Origin of the sequence: Azospirillum oryzae, from assembly GCF_900177515.1 — a bacterium.
GTDB classification, from domain to species: Bacteria; Pseudomonadota; Alphaproteobacteria; order Azospirillales; family Azospirillaceae; genus Azospirillum; species Azospirillum oryzae_A.
Window position 1 is genome coordinate 1,508,260 of record NZ_FXAK01000007.1, and the last position, 17,681, is coordinate 1,525,940.

General features: G+C 66.7%; 19 protein-coding genes. 3 read left to right on the forward strand and 16 right to left on the reverse strand.

Going from position 1 to position 17,681, the window contains the following annotated elements; all coding sequences use genetic code 11:
• Nucleotides 1-12: 12 nt before the first annotated feature.
• The 10 genes from hfq to B9N97_RS19650 form a co-directional block, all read right to left on the reverse strand.
• Nucleotides 13-261 (reverse strand): RNA chaperone Hfq, encoded by a 249-nt coding sequence (gene hfq, locus B9N97_RS19605; protein WP_012974114.1) that lies wholly within the window; start codon nucleotides 259-261, stop codon nucleotides 13-15.
• A gap of 61 nt (nucleotides 262-322) precedes the next feature.
• A complete protein-coding gene (locus tag B9N97_RS19610; protein ID WP_085089430.1) occupies nucleotides 323-1,051 on the reverse strand; it encodes an HAD family hydrolase in 729 nt (242 codons plus the stop codon).
• Nucleotides 1,052-1,088: 37 nt separating this feature from the next.
• On the reverse strand, nucleotides 1,089-1,496 hold the full coding sequence (locus B9N97_RS19615) for a type II toxin-antitoxin system VapC family toxin (protein WP_085089431.1): 408 nt from the start codon (nucleotides 1,494-1,496) through the stop codon (nucleotides 1,089-1,091).
• Between the two features lie 7 nt (nucleotides 1,497-1,503).
• Nucleotides 1,504-1,773, reverse strand: coding sequence for a type II toxin-antitoxin system Phd/YefM family antitoxin (locus tag B9N97_RS19620; protein WP_085089432.1), 270 nt, complete (start codon nucleotides 1,771-1,773; stop codon nucleotides 1,504-1,506).
• Between the two features lie 64 nt (nucleotides 1,774-1,837).
• Entirely contained in the window at nucleotides 1,838-3,238 is a 1,401-nt protein-coding gene (locus B9N97_RS19625) for a nitrogen assimilation response regulator NtrX (protein WP_085089433.1), read from the reverse strand.
• The gene (locus tag B9N97_RS19630; RefSeq protein ID WP_085089434.1) at nucleotides 3,228-5,546 is read right to left on the reverse strand and encodes a sensor histidine kinase NtrY-like; all 2,319 of its coding nucleotides are present in this window, start codon (nucleotides 5,544-5,546) and stop codon (nucleotides 3,228-3,230) included. Before B9N97_RS19630 ends, B9N97_RS19625 begins: the two co-directional genes overlap by 11 nt.
• A gap of 225 nt (nucleotides 5,547-5,771) precedes the next feature.
• A complete protein-coding gene (ntrC, locus tag B9N97_RS19635) occupies nucleotides 5,772-7,217 on the reverse strand; it encodes a nitrogen regulation protein NR(I) (RefSeq protein WP_085089435.1) in 1,446 nt (481 codons plus the stop codon).
• On the reverse strand, nucleotides 7,217-8,416 hold the full coding sequence (locus B9N97_RS19640; RefSeq protein WP_085090670.1) for a two-component system sensor histidine kinase NtrB: 1,200 nt from the start codon (nucleotides 8,414-8,416) through the stop codon (nucleotides 7,217-7,219). Before B9N97_RS19640 ends, ntrC begins: the two co-directional genes overlap by 1 nt.
• Before the next feature lie 14 nt (nucleotides 8,417-8,430).
• Entirely contained in the window at nucleotides 8,431-9,417 is a 987-nt protein-coding gene (dusB, locus tag B9N97_RS19645) for a tRNA dihydrouridine synthase DusB (RefSeq protein WP_085089436.1), read from the reverse strand.
• 156 nt (nucleotides 9,418-9,573) lie between these two features.
• Entirely contained in the window at nucleotides 9,574-10,404 is an 831-nt protein-coding gene (locus B9N97_RS19650; protein ID WP_085089437.1) for a cytochrome C assembly family protein, read from the reverse strand.
• Between the two features lie 188 nt (nucleotides 10,405-10,592).
• On the opposite strand from B9N97_RS19650, the gene B9N97_RS19655 reads away from it, so the two are divergent.
• From B9N97_RS19655 to B9N97_RS19665, 3 genes are read left to right on the forward strand one after another with little or no spacing between them, the layout of a single operon-like run.
• Complete coding sequence (locus tag B9N97_RS19655) at nucleotides 10,593-11,765, forward strand: bifunctional 2-C-methyl-D-erythritol 4-phosphate cytidylyltransferase/2-C-methyl-D-erythritol 2,4-cyclodiphosphate synthase (RefSeq protein ID WP_143266778.1); 1,173 nt, start codon at nucleotides 10,593-10,595, stop codon at nucleotides 11,763-11,765.
• Between the two features lie 36 nt (nucleotides 11,766-11,801).
• The gene (locus tag B9N97_RS19660; protein ID WP_085089438.1) at nucleotides 11,802-12,305 is read left to right on the forward strand and encodes a CinA family protein; all 504 of its coding nucleotides are present in this window, start codon (nucleotides 11,802-11,804) and stop codon (nucleotides 12,303-12,305) included.
• Nucleotides 12,306-12,347: 42 nt separating this feature from the next.
• The gene (locus B9N97_RS19665) at nucleotides 12,348-12,536 is read left to right on the forward strand and encodes a 4-oxalocrotonate tautomerase (protein ID WP_014247666.1); all 189 of its coding nucleotides are present in this window, start codon (nucleotides 12,348-12,350) and stop codon (nucleotides 12,534-12,536) included.
• 33 nt (nucleotides 12,537-12,569) lie between these two features.
• Here the strand turns inward: B9N97_RS19665 and B9N97_RS19670 are convergent, their stop codons facing one another.
• From B9N97_RS19670 to B9N97_RS19695, 6 genes are all read right to left on the reverse strand, one after another.
• Nucleotides 12,570-13,025, reverse strand: coding sequence for a type II toxin-antitoxin system RatA family toxin (locus B9N97_RS19670; protein WP_085089439.1), 456 nt, complete (start codon nucleotides 13,023-13,025; stop codon nucleotides 12,570-12,572).
• Nucleotides 13,026-13,060: 35 nt separating this feature from the next.
• Nucleotides 13,061-14,017 carry a lipoyl synthase gene (gene lipA / locus B9N97_RS19675; protein ID WP_085089440.1) on the reverse strand — a complete coding sequence of 319 codons (957 nt, stop codon included), beginning with the start codon at nucleotides 14,015-14,017 and terminating at the stop codon, nucleotides 13,061-13,063.
• Nucleotides 14,018-14,079: 62 nt separating this feature from the next.
• Entirely contained in the window at nucleotides 14,080-14,565 is a 486-nt protein-coding gene (locus tag B9N97_RS19680; RefSeq protein WP_085089441.1) for a DUF29 domain-containing protein, read from the reverse strand.
• Nucleotides 14,566-14,607: 42 nt separating this feature from the next.
• Complete coding sequence (gene lpdA, locus B9N97_RS19685; protein WP_085089442.1) at nucleotides 14,608-16,005, reverse strand: dihydrolipoyl dehydrogenase; 1,398 nt, start codon at nucleotides 16,003-16,005, stop codon at nucleotides 14,608-14,610.
• A 15-nt stretch (nucleotides 16,006-16,020) separates the two neighbouring features.
• Nucleotides 16,021-16,323 (reverse strand): chorismate mutase, encoded by a 303-nt coding sequence (locus B9N97_RS19690; RefSeq protein ID WP_085089443.1) that lies wholly within the window; start codon nucleotides 16,321-16,323, stop codon nucleotides 16,021-16,023.
• Nucleotides 16,324-16,343: 20 nt separating this feature from the next.
• Complete coding sequence (locus B9N97_RS19695; RefSeq protein WP_085089444.1) at nucleotides 16,344-17,675, reverse strand: pyruvate dehydrogenase complex dihydrolipoamide acetyltransferase; 1,332 nt, start codon at nucleotides 17,673-17,675, stop codon at nucleotides 16,344-16,346.
• Nucleotides 17,676-17,681: the final 6 nt, after the last annotated feature.

Here is a 17,681-nt window from a genome sequence, read left to right on the forward strand (position 1 = left end):
TTGGTCAAGGGATCAGACGCTTTCACCTTCCTTGGGCGGCTCGAAAAGTTGAATGGGATGGGCCGGCATGACCGTCGAGATTGCGTGCTTGTAGACGAGTTGGGAATGCGCGTCGCGCCGCAGAAGTACCGAGAAGTTGTCGAACCAAGTAATAATGCCCTGGAGTTTCACGCCGTTCACGAGAAAGACGGTTACGGGAGTCTTGTTCTTACGGACGTGATTGAGAAACACGTCCTGCACGTTTTGGCTTTTTTCAGACATTTTTCATGCCCCCTTCTTCAATGTTCTTGGGACCCCTTCGTCAGGCGGTCCGCTCCCCGTTTCACGGTGCAGGTATGGTGCGCGTTGGTACCGTCTCGACAGCCGTTTGCAGGGATATGGTATCACCATTGCCGTCCACCAAGCCATACAGGACGCCGTGCAGCGCCGTACAGTCGGTGTGGCGATGGGCGGGCGGGAAACGGTCGAAGCCGCTCCCCTCGCCCAGCCCTATTAGCACCGGAACGAGTCCGGCGCCATGGGCGCATTCCATGTCGATGTCGGCATCGCCGAGAAACCAGACGTCTGCACCCGGCGCGATCCCCGCCGGCTCCAGCGCCATCCGCACCGGAGCGATGTGCGGCTTGTCGAACTCGGCATCCTGGGCACCGACCAGCTTGCCGAAATACCGGGTCCAGCCCAGCGCATCCGCCTCCGCCCGCAGGAACCTGCCGTTCTTGTTGGAGACGACCGCCTGATAGACGCCGCGCTCGTGGAAATGGCGCAGCAGCGTCTCCGCGCCCGGCAGCGGCTTCAGCCCGTCCAGATGGTGGGTGGCGAAATAGGCATAGAAGAGGTCGCGCGCCTCGGTCCAGCGCTCGCCGAAAATGCGGGGGAAGCTGTCGCGCAGCGACGCCTTGATCCGCTCGCGGGCCTCCTCCGCACTCCAGGGATCGAGGCCGAAGGACACCAGCGCATGGTTCAGCGCCGCGCGCACGGTGTCCCAGTTGCTGACCAGGGTGTTGTCCCAATCATAGATGACGGCGCGCGGCAGGGTGATGGGGGCGGACAAGAGATGCTCCGGTCAAGTCAGAAGAGGCAGGCGCGGGTCAGCAGGAGTGCACCCGAATGGTCCCCGATATGGCAGCATAGTCATGGATCAGCCGGTCCCGGGTCATGAGAGGAACGCCGAGTTGGCGGGCGGTGGCAATCAGCATCCGGTCGGCCGGGTCGTTATGCAGCGGTTCGGGCAGGCTCGATGCCCCCAGCGCCGCGTCGAGCGACAGAGGCAGGCAGCGCAGCCCGGCCGCGGCAAGGAATCGCTGCATCCAGGCCGATGGCTCCAGATCCAGCCGGATCCGGCCTTTGCGCACCAACGTCCCGATTTCCCATGCTGAGACGGTCGAGATCAGGATCCCGCCGGTCGACCTTTCCTGCTCGATGCGCTCGCGTGCATCGGCGGAAAGCTCGACGCCGGCGTCAAGCCATAAGATCGCGTGGGTGTCGAGAAGGATCATTCGACGCTCACCGGTGAAGGATCCCGCTTTCGGCGTCGAAGACCTCGTCGTCGAAGGTCGGCTGGGTCAGATCATAATCGCCGACCACCTCGACGGAACCGGGATGGGCGCCGAACAGCGGCGGCAATTCGCGATCCGGCGGGTTCAGTTCGGCAACAGGCCGGCCATGGCGGGTCACCACGATCTTGGCCACGCGGTGATCCTCCAGATCGTCGAACAGCGACAGGCATTTCGCCTTGAACTCGGTCACGCTGACCGTCACCACCGGCAATCCCATGGAAGCCTCCGCCAAAATGGTCAATTCAATATGACCACTCCGGCGGCCCCGTACAAGCGGCCGGTCACTCGATGAACATCTTCCCCTTCTCGCTGCCATGGACGCCCAGCGACTTCAGCTTGCGGTGAAGGGCCGAGCGCTCCATTCCGACGAAGGATGCGGTGCGGGAGATGTTGCCGCCGAAACGGGTGACCTGGGCCAGCAGATATTCACGCTCGAACACCTCGCGCGCCTCGCGCAGCGGCAGGCCCATGATCTCGCCGCCCTTGTCCCATTTCAGGACCGTCGGCGTGATCGCGCCGATCTCCGGCGGCAGGGTGTCGGCGCGGATCGGCTCCTTCGGGTCGCCCTGCGCCATGATCAGCAGCCAGTCCACCACGTTGCGCAGCTGGCGGACGTTGCCCGGCCAGTCATAGGCCTGGAGCGCCGCCATCGCGTCCTCGCCGAACTCGCGGACCGGCAGGCCCGACGCCTCGGCGGAGCGCTGCATGAAATGGCGGGCCAGCACCGGGATGTCCTCCCGCCGCTCGGCCAGCGACGGCACGCGGATCGGCACCACCGACAGGCGGTAGAACAGGTCCTGGCGGAAGCGTCCCTGCTCGATCTCCGCCTGGAGGTCGCGGTTGGAGGTGGCGATGACGCGCACGTCGACCTCGACCCGCTGGCCGCCGCCGACGCGCTCGAACACCTGCTCCTGCAGGGCGCGGACGATCTTGCCCTGGGTTTCCAGCGGCATGTCGGCGACTTCGTCCAGCAGCAGCGTGCCGCCATGAGCCTGTTCGAAGGTGCCGATCTTGCGGCCGGGACCGTCGACGCCGGCCTCGGTGCCGAACAGCTCCATCTCCAGCCGCTCCGGCCGCATGGTGGCGCAGTTCAGCCCGACGAAGGGGCCGCTGGCACGGCGCGAGCGGGCATGGATCAGCCGGGCGACCACCTCCTTGCCGGCGCCCGGCGGGCCGGAGATCAGCACGCGGCTGCCGGTCGGCGCCACCTTGTCGATGGACTGGCGCACCTGGTTGACCGCCGAGGAGCGGCCGATCAGTTCCAAGTCGCCGCCGGCGCGCAGCTTCAGTTCCTGGTTCTCGCGCTTCAGCCGCGCCGCCTCGATGGCGCGGTCCACCATCAGCAGCAGCCGGTCGGCCTTGAACGGCTTCTCGATGAAGTCGTAGGCGCCGACCTTGATCGCCTGCACCGCCGTCTCGATGTTGCCGTGCCCGGAAATCATGATGACCGGAAGATTGGCATGGTCCCGCATCAGCTGTTCCAGGATCTGCAGGCCGTCCAGCCTGCTGCCCTGCAGCCAGATGTCGAGCACGACGAGGCTCGGCCGGCGCGCCGCGACCTGGGCGAAGGCCTGATCGGCGTCGGCGGCCTCGCGGGTCTTGATGCCTTCGTCGTTCAGGATGCCGGCTATCAGCATCCGGATATCGGCTTCGTCGTCGACGATCAGAATGTCATGCGCCATGGGCTTCGTGCCTCATCTCTCCGCCGGTCTCCGCCGGCCTGTCGTCACGGCCGCCCGCGTCGTTCGCGACCGCAACCGGGTGTGGAATGACCAGGGTCACGCGCGCCCCGGCCCCGCCTTCGCGGTCCTCCAGGGTCAGCACGCCGCCATGGTCCTCCATGATCTTCTTGACGATGGCGAGCCCCAGCCCGGTGCCCTTGGCCCGCGTCGTCACATAGGGTTCGGTCAGCCGGTCGCGCTGTTCGCCGCCGGGCAGGCCCTTGCCGTTGTCCTCGACGGTGACGACGATCTTCTCGCCGTCATCCTCCACCGCGATCGCCACCTCGCCGGGCGGCAGCTCCGACCCGTCGGCGGGCGGCGTGCGCCCCTCGATGGCGTCCGCCGCGTTCTGCAGCAGGTTGGTCAGCGCCTGCGAGATCTGCCGGCTGTCGCACGCCACCGTCAGCGGCCCCGAAGGCAGCCGGGTGTCGAAGCGGATCTTGCCGGTGTGGGCGCTGGATTGCAGGAACACGGCCTGCCGCACCAGATCGTTGATGTTGACCGGCTTCATCACCGGCTGCGGCATCCGCGCGAAGGCGGAGAATTCGTCCACCATGCGGCGGATGTCGTCGACCTGCCGGACGATGGTGTCGGTGCACATGGTGAAGACCTCCGTATCGCTGGAGATCTCCTTCAGGTACTTCCGGCGCAGCCGCTCGGCCGACAGCTGGATCGGCGTCAGCGGATTCTTGATCTCGTGCGCGATGCGGCGCGCCACGTCGGCCCAGGCCGCCTTGCGCTGCGCCGACACCAGTTCGGTGATGTCGTCGAAGGTGACGACATAGCCGCGCACCTCGCCGCCGCGCACCTCCGCCGCAATGCGGACCAGCAGCGTCAGCGTCGGCTTGCCCGGACGGCGGATCTGGATCTGGTCCTGCACGACGCGGCCGGGCTTCTTCGGCGCGTTCTCCAGCAGGTCGGCGATGTCCGGCAGCAGTTCGACCAGCGGCATGCCGACCAGCCGCTCCGGGTCCTCCTCGCCTAGCAGGCGGGCGGCGGACAGGTTCGGCAGATTGATGACGCCGTCGGCATCGACACCCAGCACGCCGGCCGACACGCCGGACAGCACCGTTTCGGTGAAGCGGCGCCGCTCGTCCAGCAGCCGGTTGGTCGACAGCAGTTCCCGCCGCTGCCCCTCGATCTCGGTGGTCATGCGGTTGAAGGCGCGGGACAGCAGCACGAACTCGTCCTCGCCCGGCGGCTCGGAGACGCGGACCGTCAGGTCGCCGGCACGCACCCGCTCGGCGGCGCCGATCAGCGCGCTGATCGGCCTGACCAGCCGGGTGGCGAAATTCAACCCGGCCCACACCGCCGCCAGCAGCAGCAGCATCGCCACCACCAGGAAGATCAGCGTGAAGGTGACCTGCAGGCTGCCGCGCTGGTTCTCCAGCGCCGTGTATTCCTTCACCGCCCCCTCGGCCGAGGCCATGTGCTGGAGCACCCGCGGCTCCACCATGCGGCCGACATAGAGGAAGGTGTCGGACACCCGGTCCAGGCTGACCAGGGCGCGGACGCGGTCGTCGGATTCCTTGACGATCAGCGCGACCTCGCCGTTGCGGGCCTGCTGGATCTTGTCTTCCGGGATCGGCTCGAATTCGAGCGTGAAGGTATAGCCGGCCCGCGCGACGATGGCGCCGGTGGTGCCGTTGAAGACGATGGCTTCCGACAGGGCGCGCAGCATCGCCTGGGTGGCGACGACCTGCTCGAACCGCTCGGGATCGCTGGAAAGCCGCGCCTCCTGCGACAGGTCGTTGGCCATCGCCAGGGCGTCGGCGCGGATGTTCTGCTGGTGCTCGTGCAGATAGGCGCTGGCGACCACCAGGGATTCGTTCACCGCCGTGCGCACGCGGTCGCTGAACCAGCTCTGCACCCCGACATAGAAGAACAGGGTGGAGAACACCGTCATGATGATGGCCGGCGCCACCGCCAGCACGCTGAACACCAGAACCAGCCGGGTGTGCAGCCGCGATCCCGCCAACCGGCGCCGCCGCCCGATCAGGATTGCGACGATCCGCCGCGCGATCAGCACACCCAGCGTCAGCAGGATCGCAAGGTCGAGCGTCAGCAGAAGCGTGACCGTACGCGGGTTGGCCTGCCCGAACGGCGCACTTTCCGTCATCGCCGCATAGGTGGCGAAGCCGGCGGCCAAGGCTGCCAGCGACAGGGCGAAAGCCAGCCGCTTGCCCAGGCCTACCCGCCGGGACCAGTGGAGAATCTTCTGCCAGACCGGCCTCTGGCCGGCTGCTGCGGTGTCGGAATTGGGTGGCATCGTCCGGCGCTAATCTGTTGCCGGAAAGATACACCTCTGTTGCGGCCCTGCCAAGCCGCAATGGATCTGCCTTTCGGACAGGACCGCTTAGGCCAGCCGGCGCGGCAGCCGCCGGGCGGTTGCCTGCCCTTGGTCTACCGCCGTCCGCACCGACGCTGTGTCACAATTTTGGCACGGATCGGTTGCGGCGGCGGGACGACGTCCGTCTGTACGGTCGGCAGCAGCCTATTTGATGCCGCGCATCACCTGGATGTCCAGATCGCGGATCTTCTTGCGCAGCGTGTTGCGGTTCAGACCCAGCAATTGGGCTGCCTTGATCTGGTTGCCGCGGGTCGCCGACAGGCTGAGCGAGATCAGCGGCCGTTCGATCTCGCGCAGCACCCGGTCGTACAGGCCGTTGGACGGCATGCCGTCCTTGTGCGCCGCGAAATAGTCCTTCAAGTGGCGTTCGACCGCCGAGGACAGGCCCTCGCTCTGCGGCTCCTCCACCGGCTGGGCGGCCGGGGTGGCGTCGGCAAGCTCCGCCTCCACCACGTCCAACCCGATGACCTCCTGCGAATAGAGCGCGGCCAGACGACGGACCAGATTCTCCAGCTCGCGGACGTTGCCTGGCCAGCGGTAGCGCTTCAGCCGGTCCATCGCCGCCTGATCGATGCTCTTGGCCGGAAGTCCCTGGCTGATGCCGAGATTCAGGAAATGGCGGACCAGCAGCGGAATGTCCTCTGTCCGCTCACGCAGCGGCGGCAGGCGGATCGGCACGACGCACAGGCGGTAGAACAGATCCTCGCGGAACAGGCCCTGGCGGATCAGGGTGCGCAGGTCGCGGTGGGTCGCCGCGATGATGCGGACATCGGTCTTGATCGCGGTGCGGCCGCCGACCGTGGTGTACTCGCCCTCCTGCAGCACGCGCAGCAGGCGGGTCTGCGCCTCCAGCGGCATGTCGCCGATCTCGTCCAGGAACAGGGTGCCGCCCTGCGCCTGTTCGAACCGGCCGGTCGACCGGTTGGTGGCGCCGGTGAAGGCGCCCTTCTCGTGGCCGAACAGCTCGGACTCGATCAGCTCGCGCGGGATGGCCGCCATGTTGATGGCGACGAAGGCGCCGTTGCGCCGCTTGCCGTAATCATGGAGCGCGCGGGCGACCAGCTCCTTGCCGGTGCCGGACTCGCCGGTGATCATCACCGTCAGGTCGGTGCCCATCAGGCGGGCCAGCACCCGGTAGATTTCCTGCATGGCGGGGGAGCGGCCGATCAGCGGCAGTTGCTCCTCTCCTTCCATGTCGCCGCCGGGCATGGCGGCCGGCGGGTTGTTGGCGTTCAGCGCCCGTTCGACGACCGACACCAGCTCCTTCAGGTCGAAGGGCTTGGGCAGATATTCGAAGGCGCCGCGCTCCGCCGCCTTCACCGCGGTGATCAGCGTGTTCTGCGCGCTCATGACGATGACGCGCAGTTCGGGCCGCAGCTTCTTGATGCGCGGGATCAGGTCCAGGCCGTTTTCGTCCGGCATCACCACGTCGGTGATGACCAGATCCCCCTGCCCGTCCGCCACCCAGCGCCACAGCGTCGCGGCGTTGCCGGTGGTGCGGACCTCGTGCCCCAGCCGGGCGAGCGCCTGCGTCAGCACGGTGCGGATGGCGCGATCGTCATCCGCGACGAGAATGGTCGCCGCGCTCATCAACGAGTCCCCCGGCCGCCCTTGGACTGCAAGCCAGCGTCTGAAATCTTCGACTCTCCGGAAAGTTTCGGGTCGTCGTATTTCGAATCATCGTACATCGGCAGCGACACCTTGAAGACGGTCCGGCGAGGCTGGCTGTCGAACTCGATGGTTCCGCCATGATCGCCTATGAGTTTCGCCACCAATGCAAGACCAAGGCCAGTGCCGTTCACTTTGCTCGTCACGAAGGGATCGAACAGGTTGGACTGCAGGTCTTCCGGAATGCCGTCGCCATTATCCTGCACCGTCACCAGCAAGGGCAGGTGCCGGCGCACATCGCCGCCCGGCAGCGCCATGCGCACGCCATGCTGATAGGAGGTGGTCAGGGTGATCTCGCCGCCTGATTCCGGTGCAGCCTCTGCCGCATTTTTCACCAGATTCAGGAAAACCTGCACAAGTTGGTCGCGATTGCCGTAAACAGGAGGCAGTGACGGGTCGTAACGCTCGACAAAGCGTATTTTTCGGGCAAACCCGCTCTGGGCGACCTTGCGCACATGTTCCAGCACCGTGTGGATGTTCACCGCGGCGCGCTCCAGCGGCCGTTCGTCGGAAAACACCTCCATCCGATTGACCAGCGCCACGATGCGGTCGGCCTCGTCGCAGATCAGGCGGGTCAGCACCCGGTCCTGGTCGCTGGCGTTCTCCTCCAGCAACTGCGCCGCGCCGCGGATGCCCGACAACGGGTTCTTCACCTCGTGCGCCAGCATCGCCGCCATGGCGGTGACGGAGCGTGCGGCATGGCGGTGGGTCAGCGAATGGTCGATCTTTCGGGCCAGCGACCGCTCATGGATGGTCAGCACCACATGGTCGGGCGGGTCGCCCATGGCCGCCACCTGCACCGTGACATGATGCGGGCCGATACGCGGCGTGTCGATGATGACCCCGTCCTGCGACACCCGACGGCTGCCGCGGCGTACCTGCGCGATCAGGCCCATCACCGGGCTGTCCGGCGGCAGCAGATCGGGCAGCGGCATGCCTTCCATGGCGTTGGCGGACAGGTCGAAAAATTCCTGCCCCTCCAGATTGACGAAGCGGATGTCGCCGTTGCCGTCCACCACCAGCACCGGATCGGGCAGGCTGTTCAGCACCACCAGGGACTCCAGCCGGGGCGCCCGCGAGGCACCCGACCGGTTGCGGCCACGCTGGCCCGGGGCGGTCATCGGTACGGGATCCATCAGGCGGCCATCCTTTCGATTGCCGGTTCGTAAAAGGCACGGATGCGGTCGCGCACTGCGTCGGGGTCGCCCAGCCGGTTGACCTCCTGGCGGAACTCGTTGGACTCGCGCAGACCGGTCGAATACCAGGACACATGCTTGCGGGCGACCTTGATGCCGCCGTCGGCGCCGTAATGGCTCAGCATGCTGTCGAAATGCTCCAGCAGCGTGTTCATCTGCTCGTGCAGCGGCGGGTCGGTCAGCCTTTCGCCGGTGCGCAGGTAATGCATGACCTGGGACGGAAACCAGGGCCGGCCATAACTGCCTCGCCCGATCATCACGCCGTCGGCGCCGGATTCGGCAAGCGCGCGGTCGACCGCCTCGAAGCTGGTGATGTCGCCGTTGACCACCACCGGGATCGACACCGCCTCCTTCACATGGCGGACATAGGTCCAGTCGGCGGTGCCGGTGTAGAACTGCATGCGGGTACGGCCATGGACCGTCACCATTTTGATCCCACACTGCTCGGCGATGCGGGCGAGGTTGGGGGCGTTGCGGTTGGTCTCGTCCCAGCCCAGCCGCATCTTCAGCGTCACCGGGATGCTGACGGCCTTCACCACCGCCTCCAGGATGCGGCCGGCCAACGCTTCGTCCCGCATCAGGGAAGAGCCGGCATGGCCGTTGACCACCTTCTTCACCGGGCAGCCGAAATTGATGTCGACGACGGCGGCGCCACGGTCTTCGTTCAGCTTCGCCGCCTCCGCCATCACCTCCGGCTCGCAGCCGGCGAGCTGGACCGCCATCGGAAACTCTTCCGGCTCGGTCTCCACCATGCGCAGGGTCTGGCGGTTCTCGCGGATCATCGCCTGGCTGGCGATCATCTCCGACACGACGAGGCCGCAGCCCGCGCGCTTCACCAGACGGCGGAACGGCAGGTCGGAGACACCCGACATGGGCGCCAGGATCACCGGTCCGGCGAGTGTGATGGGTCCGATTTGTATGGTCATTCTCACCTGCCCGATTGATGGGCAAATCAACAAAGTGCCACCATTTTGGGCAAGTTATCACGCTGCTGCGGATGTGTGCAAGCGCGAAGCCCTACGGATAAGCTAAGGCTTGGTGCAAAACCTATGCTCTTCCACCGGCTTGCGGTGGATGCGCCCTCAACTCCAGGCCCATTGGCCGATCAGCACGTTCGACACGAACTTGACGCCGGGATAGGCAAGCGTCGCCAGCAGATAGACGATCAGCATCGTCCGCGCCGCCGTCCGGCCGCGCACGCCGGTCCGGTATTCGGCCAGCAGCAGGACGCCGATGACGATGAAGGTCGCCAGCGACAGCAGGGTCTTGTGATCGGTGCGGAACAGCATTCCCTGCTCGAAATAAAGCACCGCCATTCCGGTGGCGAGACCGGCGCCGAGGATCACCTCCGACGCGATCAGCAGGCGCAGCTGCAGCCGCTCGCTCTCCGCCACCGGCGGCAGGAAACGGCTGAGCGGGGTCGGCCGCTTGGTCTTCAGCGCGCGGGTCTGGATCACCGCGGCGAAGGACGCCACGGCACTCAGGGTCAGCAGGGCATAGGTGAAGACGGAAACCGCGATGTGCAGGTCGATCCACACGTTCGGCGCATTGCCGCGCAGGACCGGGGCCGGCGCATCCTCCGTCAGCGTCGCCAGCAGGCAGACCGCCAGCAGATAGGGCAGCAGCAGCGGCGCCAGCCTCCAAGCCGTGTCATGGAGCAGGCTGAGCCCGATGAACAGAGCCATGCAGGCGGCGGTCGTCACCCACAGCGCGGTTGAAAAGCCGGTCTGCCACTGGCCGGCGACCTGCATGATCGCCCACATGCCCGGCCCGGCGGCGGCGAGCAGCAGCGCACCCCAGAAGGACCAGCCGCGCCCCTCCACTCCCTGCCCCGCGATGCGCCGGTAAGGATAGAAGGCGGCAGGCAACAGGGCGACCAGCGCCGTCAGGCTCAAGAAAATGTTCTGCGACATGGACCCGAATGCACTCCCGTCCTTCCGCCGTCATGCTGCCATGACGTGCCGCCATGTCATGCCGCCCGCCTCCGGACATGGTCCGGAGCTTCACAGGCGGCAAGGCTCGGCACTTGGCGGAACCACGGCGACAGGCTAGGCTCCGCGACGTTCCCGTCAAGTGGCTATCATATCTTACGGTTTGCCTCATGCCCACCTGCATCGCGCCCACCTGCATCGCCCTGATCGTCGCCGGCGGATCCGGCCAGCGGTTCGGCGCCGAACGGCCGAAGCAGTATCTCGACCTCGCCGGCAAGCCGGTGCTGCGCCGGACGGTGGAGGCGTTCCTCAGCCATCCCCAGGTCACCGGCGTGCGTGTGGTCATCGATCCGGCGTGGCGCGACGCCTATGACGCCGCGGTCGCCGGCCTCGGCCTGCCCCAGCCGGTGTCGGGCGGCGCCAGCCGTCAGGACTCGGTGCGCAACGGGCTGGAGGCTCTCGCCGCCGACGGCGCGCTCGACCTCGTGCTGATCCATGACGCCGCCCGTCCGCTGATCGACGCGGCCACCATCGGCGCGGTGATCGCCGCGCTCGACAGCACGCCCGGCGCCATCGCCGCGGTCCCGGTCGCCGACACGCTCAAGCGCGGCAGTTCCGGCACCATCGCCGGCACGGTGGACCGCGAGGCGCTATGGCGGGCGCAGACCCCGCAGGGCTTCCGCTTCCCCGCCATTCTGGAGGCCCACCGCGCCGCCGCCGGCCTGTCGCTGACCGACGATGCCGCGGTGGCCGAACGCGCCGGTCTGGCCGTGGCTCTGGTGCCGTCCAAGGAGGACAATTTCAAGGTGACCACGCCCGACGACCTGACCCGCGCCACCCGCGCGGTCATGAGCAGCCTGTGGGATGTGCGGACCGGCAGCGGCTTCGATGTCCACCGCTTCACCGACGGTGATTTCGTGACGCTCTGCGGCCTGCGGGTTCCGCACGACCATGGGCTGGAAGGCCATTCCGATGCCGATGTCGGCCTGCATGCCCTGACCGATGCGATTCTCGGCGCGCTGGCCGCCGGCGACATCGGCAGCCACTTCCCGCCGACCGACCCGCGCTGGCGCGGCGCCGACAGCGCCAAGTTCCTGCGCCATGCCGCCGATCTGGTGGCGGAGCGCGGCGGCGTCATCGCCCACGCCGACGTGACCATCATCTGCGAGCGGCCGAAAGTCGGCCCTCACCGCGCCGCGATGGCCGAACGCATTGCCCAAATCCTGGGCATCGAGGTCGGCCGGGTCAGCGTCAAGGCGACCACCACCGAGCAGCTGGGTTTCACCGGCCGGCGCGAGGGCATCGCCGCGCAAGCAGTGGCGACCATCCGGCTCCCCGGCTAACATCCCATCCGACAGTCCATACCGGGAGAGGCCGACATGTTTCCCGAGCCCATCCGCGAGCTTTCCGCCCAGGTGCTGGCCGAATACGGCCTCGCCGGCTTCATGCTGGCGACCGCCGAGTCCTGCACCGGCGGGCTGATCGCCGGCGCGCTGACCGACATCGCCGGTTCGTCCAAGGTGGTCGACCGCGGCTTCGTCACCTACACCAACATCGCCAAGACCGAGCTGCTCGGCGTCCCCGCCAGCCTGTTGCACGCCCACGGCGCCGTCAGCCCGGAGGTGGCGGTCGCCATGGCGGTCGGCGCGCTGGCGAAATCACGGGCCGACGTGACGGTGGCGGTAACCGGCATCGCCGGACCCGGCGGCGCGACGGAGACCAAGCCGGTGGGCCGCGTCTATGTCGCCACCGCCGTCCGCGGCGGGGCGGCCAAGGCCAAGGAATACACCTTCCCCGGCGACCGCGACGCCGTGCGCATGGCAACGGTCCAGGCGGCGCTGGAGCGGCTGCGGCTGGCCCGTCCGACCGGAAGCCTGCGCTGAAGAAACGCCGGCAAACTCTTCATCAACAAGGAAAATCACCAGATGCCGACCATCAACATCCAGCTGTTCGAAGGCCGCACCGTCGAGCAGAAACGCGAATACGCCAAGGCGCTGACCGAAGCGACCGTGAAGGTGCTCGGCTGCTCGCCCTCGGCGGTGGACATCATCTTCCAGGACGTGAAGAAAAGCGATTGGGCCAGCGGCGGGGAGTTGTGGTCGGACAAGACCTGACCGACCACCTCCGCAACTGCCTGCAAGCCGGCGTCAAGCCGGCTGCGTCACCCGGCCCGGCCCGTAAAGCTGGGCCGCCCGTGTTTCGAAGGCCTGCACCATGCGGCGCACCGCCTCGTTGAACAGCAGGCCCATGATCTTCTGCAGCATCTTCGAACGGAACTCGAAATCGACGAAGAAGTCGACGCAGCAGCCGCCGGGATGATCGTTGAAGATCCAGTGGTTGTTCAGGTACTGGAACGGCCCGTCGGTGTACTGCACATCGATCCGGCAAGCCGGCGCGCTCAGCTCCACCCGAGAGGTGAAGCGTTCGCGGACCATCTTGAAGCCGATGATCAGGTCCGCGAACATGACATCGCCTTCGCGCTTGCGGATGCGGGCCGCCAGGCACCAGGGCAGAAACTCGGGATACTTCTCCACATCGGCGACCAGGTCGTACATCTGCTGGGGCGTGTAGGGAAGAACCTTCTTTTCCGCGTGCGTCGGCATGCCCGTACCCGTTTCCTTTTATTGAACCGCCTGGATCAGGCGGCCGCGACCCCCAGCTTGCGCAGCCGGGCTTCGCGCAGTTTCTCGAAATCGGCGCCCGCATGATAGGACGAGCGCGTCAGCGGCGACGAGGCCACCAGCAGGAAGCCCTTGCCACGGCCGACAGTGGAATAACCGTCGAACTCCTCGGGAGTCACGAAACGATCCACCGCCGCATGCTTGGGCGTGGGCTGGAGATACTGCCCAATCGTCAGAAAGTCCACATCGGCGGAGCGCAGATCGTCCATCACCTGCCCGATCTCCTCCTTCGTCTCGCCCAGTCCGACCATCAGGCCGGACTTGGTGAAGATCGTCGGATCCAGCTCCTTCACCCGCGCCAGCAGCTGCAGCGAGGCGAAATAGCGCGCACCCGGGCGGATGTTGGGATAGAGGCGCGGAACAGTCTCCAGATTGTGGTTGAAGACGTCGGGCCTGGCCTCCACCACCACCTCGACCGCACCCTTCTTCTTCTGGAAGTCGGGGGTCAGGATCTCGATCGTCGTCTCCGGCGAGGCGGCGCGGATGGCGCGGATGGTGCGGGCGAAATGCTCGGCACCGCCGTCAGCCAGATCGTCGCGGTCGACCGAGGTGATGACGACGTGGCTCAGCTTCAGCTTGCCGACCGCCTCGGCCACATTGTCCGGCTCATGCGGGTCCAGCTGATCCGGACGCCCGGTCTCGACATTGCAGAAGGCGCAGCCGCGCGTGCAGATGGAGCCCAGGATCATGAAGGTGGCGTGCTTGTGCTTCCAGCACTCCCCGATGTTCGGGCAGGCGGCCTCTTCGCACACGGTGTTCAGCTTCAGCCCGCGCATCAGCTGGCGGGTCTCGTTGTATTCCTGGCTCATCGGCGCCTTGACCCGGATCCAGGCCGGTTTGCGCTGGATCGGGTTGTCGGGCTTATGGGCCTTTTCGGGGTGGCGCAGCTTCTCGGTCTGGTCGACGAGGGTCATGGTCTAAAGCTCCCGATGGCCGACGCGATGCCCCGGCCCCGACAATAGGTGCGATAAGGATGTCAAACCCGCCATTCCGGCGGAAACAGCTCGGCCGGATAGGCCGGATCGAGCGCCTGGTCAAGCGTGAAAGGCGACTCGACCGGGAAATGCCCATCGGGGACATCCGCCTCGACGGCGGCCCGCAGGCGGGCATCCGAATAAACCTCGGCAAAGACGTCGGCGATGTAGGGCCGGAGGCTGGGACTGTCCTTGATATCCTTGAGCAGCTTCTTGCGCTGCTCCCGGACGGTCAGGCGCCAGCCGCGCTCGCACCGTTCCCGAAGGTCAGGACAGAACATCCATTTCAGCAAATGGACCAGCAGAACGCCAAGGCGGCTGTCGATCTCGGATTTCTGGCTGCGGCCCATGCTCTCGATCTCCTCGGCGACGTTCTCCCAGTCGACCGGGGCGTTGTTCCGCTCGGCGCCGGCACGGCGAAGCTCCTGCGCCTGGGCTTGGGTCCAGGCGTAGAAATCCTCGTCGTAAGCGGCGCTGCTGCGGTCCATGGCTCCGTCCAAAGGGGAAAACGTCACCTCGGAAAATCTTATTTAAAAGTGGATCGCCCGGCCATAGGCATCAAGGACCGACTCATGCATCATTTCCGACAGGGTCGGATGCGGGAACACCGCATGCATCAACTCGGCCTCGGTCAGCTCCGACGATTTGGCGATGCCGTAGCCCTGGATCAGCTCGGTCACTTCCGCACCGATCATGTGGGCGCCCAGCATCTCGCCGGTCTTGGCGTCGAAGATGGTCTTGATCAGGCCTTCCGGCTCGCCCAGCGCGATGGCCTTGCCGTTGCCGACGAACGGGAAGCGGCCGACCTTGATTTCGTAGCCGGCTTCCTTCGCCTTCTTCTCCGTCAGGCCGACCGACGCGATCTGCGGGTGCGAATAGGTGCAGCCCGGGATGTTGCGGACGTTCAGCGCATGCGGATGCTTGCCGGCAATGTGCTCGGCCACGATCACGCCCTCGTGGCTGGCCTTGTGGGCAAGCCAGGGGGCGCCGGTCACGTCGCCGATGGCGTACACGCCCGGCTCGTCGGTCTCGCACATGCCGTTGGTCTGGATGTGGCCGCGGTCGGTCTTGACCTTGGTGTTCTCCAGCCCCAGCCCTTCGGTGTTCGGGCTGATGCCGACGGCGACGATGACGCGGTCGACCGTGATGTCCTCGGTCTTGCCTCCGGCCTCGACGGCCACGGTCACGCTGTCGGCGGCCTTGCGCAGGTTGCCGGCCTTGCCGCCGGTGATGATGCGCATGCCCTGCTTTTCAAAAGCTTTCCGGGCCATTGCGGAGATTTCCTCATCCTCCACCGGAAGGATGCGGTCCATCACCTCGACCACTGTAACTTTGGCGCCCAAAGCGTTGTAGAAGCTGGCGAATTCGATGCCGATGGCACCGGACCCGATGACCAGCAGCGACTTGGGCATGGCATCCGGGGTCATCGCCTTGCGATAGGTCCAGACCAGCTTGCCGTCATCCTCCAGGCCCGGCAGCGTGCGGGCGCGGGCACCGGTGGCAATGATGATGTGCTTGGCGCCGAAGGTGCCGACCGGGGCCTCGCCCTTGGTCACCGCCACCTGCCCCTTGCCGAGCAGCTTGGCGGAACCTTCGATCACCGCGACCTTGTTCTTCTTCAGCAGGTGCTTGACGCCGCCGTTCAGCTGGCCCGCGACCTTGCGCGAGCGGGCGACGACCTTGTCCAGGTCGAAGGATGGGTTCTGGATGACCAGACCATAGTCGGCAGCATGCTTGGCGAGATGCAGCACCTCGGCCGAGCGCAGCAGCGCCTTGGTCGGGATGCAGCCCCAGTTCAGGCAGATGCCGCCCAGGTTTTCACGCTCGATGACCGCGGTGTGCAGGCCAAGCTGCGCGGCGCGGATCGCCGCCACGTAACCGCCCGGCCCGCCGCCGATGACGATGACGTCGTAATTCATGTCGGCCAAGGGTGTTCTCCCCATTCAGGAGCGAGGCGCATCCTCGCGGCCGGCGGCAAAGATGCCTTCCTCGACCCGGCACGCCTCGTCGATGATCGTCTGGTACAGGGTGGCCATGAAGTCCGGATCCAGGCCGTAAGCCAGCCCCGCCTCGGCCGCCCGTTGTTTCACCGCTTCGACGCGGTCGGGCAGGACGGCCGGCAGGTTCTCCGCCATCTTCACCGCTGCGACGCGGTGGACGACGGACAGGCGCTTGCCCAGCAACGCGACAAGCTCGTCGTCGATGGCGTCGATTTCGGCGCGGAGCGGGGCAAGGCTTTTCGACATGGAACCGGATCCTCGAACCGTCAGAGCAGCATCGAGAGCGGATCCTCCAGCAGCTTCTTCACCGCCGCAAGGAATTCCGCACCGACGGCGCCATCGGCGACGCGGTGATCGAAGGTGCCGGTCAGGCTCATCACCGTGGCGATGGCCAGAGCGCCGTCCTTCACCACCGGGCGCTGCTCGCTGGCGCCGACCGCCAGGATGCAGGCCTGCGGCGGGTTGATGATCGCCGCGAACTGCTTGATCCCCATCATGCCCAGGTTGGAGATGGAGATCGTGCCGCCCTGATACTCTTCCGGCTTCAGCGCGTTGTCGCGCGCCTTCTTGGCCAGCGCCTTCATCTCGTTGGAGATGTCGGCCAGACCCTTGGTCTCCGCCTTCTTGACGATCGGGGTGATCAGCCCGGTCGGGGTGGCGACGGCAACCGAGATGTCGGCATGCTGGAACTGCAGCATCGCCTCGTCGGTCCAGGCGGCGTTCAGTGCCGGGACCTTCTTCAACGCCAGCGCCACGGCGCGGATGATGAAGTCGTTCACCGACAGCTTGTAGGCGTCGGACCGGCCGTTCAGATCGGCGCGGACCTTCATCAGCGCGTCGATCTCGACATCCACCGTCAGGTAATAGTCGGGAACGGTGCGCTTCACCTCGCCCAGACGCTTGGCGATTGTCTTGCGCATGCCGCTGTTCGGCACGGCGGTGTAGGCCATGCCCAGCTTGTCGGCGAGCGCCTTGGCATCCACACCCTCGGCCTTCGCCGGAGCCGGAGCCGCCGCGGGCGCCGGAGCGGCGGCGGCCGGAGCCGGGGCCGCAGACGGAGCGGCAGCGGCCTTGGCCGGACCGGCGGCCTTGGCGGCCTCCACGTCGGCCTTGACGATGCGGCCGTGCGGGCCGGTGCCCTTGACCGACTTCAGGTCGACGCCGGCCTGTTCGGCGATGCGGCGGGCCAGCGGGCTGGCGAACACGCGCTCACCAGTGGTAGCCGCCGGAGCGGCAGCCGGAGCCGGAGCCGCTGTGGTCGGAGCGGCCGACGGTGCCGGTGCTGCAGCCGGAGCGGCGGCAGCAGGCGCCGGGGCCGGAGCGGAGCCGGCCGAGGCCAGCGCGCTCTCGTCCTCGCCCTCTTCCAGCAGGATGGCGATCGGGGTGTTCACCGCGACGCCCTGGCTGCCGGCCGGGATCAGGATCTTGCCGATGCGGCCCTCATCGACCGCTTCGACTTCCATGGTGGCCTTGTCGGTCTCGATCTCGGCGAGCACGTCGCCGGACTTCACCGTGTCGCCTTCCTTCTTCAACCACTTGGCGAGGTTGCCCTCGGTCATCGTGGGAGAGAGGGCGGGCATCAGAATCTGAACGGTCATCCTATC

Bases quoted from the DNA above. Each gene is read 5' to 3' on its own strand.
- B9N97_RS19680 (WP_085089441.1), bottom strand. From the start codon at position 14,565: ATGGACCGCAGCAGCGCCGCTTACGACGAGGATTTCTACGCCTGGACC.
- B9N97_RS19625 (WP_085089433.1), bottom strand. From the start codon at position 3,238: ATGGCGCATGACATTCTGATCGTCGACGACGAAGCCGATATCCGGATG.
- B9N97_RS19650 (WP_085089437.1), bottom strand. From the start codon at position 10,404: ATGTCGCAGAACATTTTCTTGAGCCTGACGGCGCTGGTCGCCCTGTTG.
- B9N97_RS19630 (WP_085089434.1), bottom strand. From the start codon at position 5,546: ATGCCACCCAATTCCGACACCGCAGCAGCCGGCCAGAGGCCGGTCTGG.
- B9N97_RS19620 (WP_085089432.1), bottom strand. From the start codon at position 1,773: ATGGGATTGCCGGTGGTGACGGTCAGCGTGACCGAGTTCAAGGCGAAA.
- ntrC (WP_085089435.1), bottom strand. From the start codon at position 7,217: ATGAGCGCGGCGACCATTCTCGTCGCGGATGACGATCGCGCCATCCGC.
- B9N97_RS19615 (WP_085089431.1), bottom strand. From the start codon at position 1,496: ATGATCCTTCTCGACACCCACGCGATCTTATGGCTTGACGCCGGCGTC.
- hfq (WP_012974114.1), bottom strand. From the start codon at position 261: ATGTCTGAAAAAAGCCAAAACGTGCAGGACGTGTTTCTCAATCACGTC.
- B9N97_RS19690 (WP_085089443.1), bottom strand. From the start codon at position 16,323: ATGTCGAAAAGCCTTGCCCCGCTCCGCGCCGAAATCGACGCCATCGAC.
- B9N97_RS19655 (WP_143266778.1), top strand. From the start codon at position 10,593: ATGCCCACCTGCATCGCGCCCACCTGCATCGCCCTGATCGTCGCCGGC.
- B9N97_RS19670 (WP_085089439.1), bottom strand. From the start codon at position 13,025: ATGCCGACGCACGCGGAAAAGAAGGTTCTTCCCTACACGCCCCAGCAG.
- dusB (WP_085089436.1), bottom strand. From the start codon at position 9,417: ATGACCATACAAATCGGACCCATCACACTCGCCGGACCGGTGATCCTG.
- lipA (WP_085089440.1), bottom strand. From the start codon at position 14,017: ATGACCCTCGTCGACCAGACCGAGAAGCTGCGCCACCCCGAAAAGGCC.
- B9N97_RS19640 (WP_085090670.1), bottom strand. From the start codon at position 8,416: ATGACCGCCCCGGGCCAGCGTGGCCGCAACCGGTCGGGTGCCTCGCGG.
- B9N97_RS19660 (WP_085089438.1), top strand. From the start codon at position 11,802: ATGTTTCCCGAGCCCATCCGCGAGCTTTCCGCCCAGGTGCTGGCCGAA.
- B9N97_RS19695 (WP_085089444.1), bottom strand. From the start codon at position 17,675: ATGACCGTTCAGATTCTGATGCCCGCCCTCTCTCCCACGATGACCGAG.
- B9N97_RS19665 (WP_014247666.1), top strand. From the start codon at position 12,348: ATGCCGACCATCAACATCCAGCTGTTCGAAGGCCGCACCGTCGAGCAG.